Origin of the sequence: Streptosporangium sp. DT93, from assembly GCF_049844535.1 — a bacterium.
Lineage (GTDB): Bacteria > Actinomycetota > Actinomycetes > Streptosporangiales > Streptosporangiaceae > Streptosporangium.
Map to the genome: position 1 here is coordinate 1 of NZ_JBNCLF010000137.1, position 201 is coordinate 201.

The 201-nt window shown below is 67.7% G+C and carries 1 pseudogene; it reads left to right on the forward strand.

What is annotated here, in order from left to right:
* Positions 1 to 12: 12 nt before the first annotated feature.
* Positions 13 to 201: pseudogene (locus ACLQ2R_RS39795) on the forward strand (polyketide synthase); the annotation flags it as partial.

The window sequence follows — 201 nt, forward strand, 5'->3', positions numbered from 1 at the left end:
GCGGCTGCTGGGGTGGCGGGGGTCATCAAGGTGGTTGAGGCGATGCGGCATGGGGTGATGCCGAAGACGTTGAACGTTGATGTGCCGTCGTCGCAGGTGGATTGGTCGGAGGGTGCTGTTGAGCTGTTGACGTCGGCGCGGGTGTGGGAGCGGGGGGAGGGGGTGCGTCGGGCGGGGGTGTCGTCGTTCGGGATCAGTGGG